This is a genomic window from Clostridium tepidiprofundi DSM 19306, assembly GCF_001594005.1.
GTDB lineage: Bacteria > Bacillota > Clostridia > Clostridiales > Clostridiaceae > Clostridium_AC > Clostridium_AC tepidiprofundi.
On sequence record NZ_LTBA01000126.1, the window covers coordinates 1 to 1,033 of the forward strand.

Here is a 1,033-nt window from a genome sequence, read left to right on the forward strand (position 1 = left end):
AACTATTGAAGATATTAACTACTTAAATAAACGTACACAAATACGTTATTTATGATATATAAATTGTACTATGGAGGTGATAAAAAGTAAAGATTATTATAAAAATTTTTAACAATTATTAAAAAAATATGCTTAGTCTTTTTTTGAAAAATCATATGTAATTAAGTGTAAAATTTGGCATTTAATTTTTGCTTGATAGATAGATCAAACTAGATTTTGCTCTTTAGAGCTGGTTTAAGTAAAAATTTTATTTACAAGCCAGTTATTTTATAGTATAATGAAAATGTAAGAAAATTATCAAAGGGGGAATATTTAATGAATAATTCTTTAAATAGTACAAAGGATAAAAAAAGTCAAATTCCAGAGAAAAACTTAGAGATTATTAGTAATACATACATAAGAAAACTGTTACCAGAAGATAGTGAACTAATAGATATAATAATTGAAAATGTATTTAAAAAATATAAAAAAGATGATTTACTAAAGAGCGACGGTTTTAAAATATTAGAAGATATAATTGATGAAGAAGTTGATAGTATTTTTACTGCAGATGTTAATGATGAAGCTTTATTTAAAGAGGTTATAGCTACTGATGTATTTTGCGAAATTTTAGAAAAAAAGAAGCAAGATTTAAAGAAATATGTAATTGAAGAGATTGTAATCTAATCATAAGAGGGGTGTTAAATTAACATATTAAAAAACTGAAAATTTAGGCAGTGTAAAAAAATTTGTGTAAACTGAATAAAAACGACTTCTTCTTGGCAATAATTGAGATAGGAAAATCATTCAAGGAGGAGTCGTTTTATGTCAGAAACGTCGAAAGAAGTATTGAGAAATTATGTAAAAGAACAAAAATTCAAGAGTGCAAATGAGGTATTAGAAGCATTAAAGGAAATGTTTAAAGATGTGCTACAAGAAGCACTAGAAGCAGAAATGGATGAAGCATTAGGATATGGTAAGTATGATATAAGCGAAAAAACAAAGGATAATAGTAGAAATGGTTATTCTAAAAAAACTATAAAAAGTGAATTAG

At 24.6% G+C, this 1,033-nt stretch carries 2 protein-coding genes; both read left to right on the forward strand.

The features are described from left to right. Nucleotides 1–315: 315 nt before the first annotated feature. On the forward strand, nucleotides 316–666 hold the full coding sequence (locus CLTEP_RS14005; protein ID WP_066827700.1) for a hypothetical protein: 351 nt from the start codon (nucleotides 316–318) through the stop codon (nucleotides 664–666). 138 nt (nucleotides 667–804) lie between these two features. Then, a partial coding sequence (locus tag CLTEP_RS14010; protein ID WP_201786626.1) for a transposase occupies nucleotides 805–1,033 on the forward strand: 229 nt, incomplete at its 3' end.

What these genes read in the sequence shown, in the direction of transcription:
- CLTEP_RS14005 (WP_066827700.1), top strand. Translation starts at nt 316, where the DNA reads ATGAATAATTCTTTAAATAGTACAAAGGATAAAAAAAGTCAAATTCCA.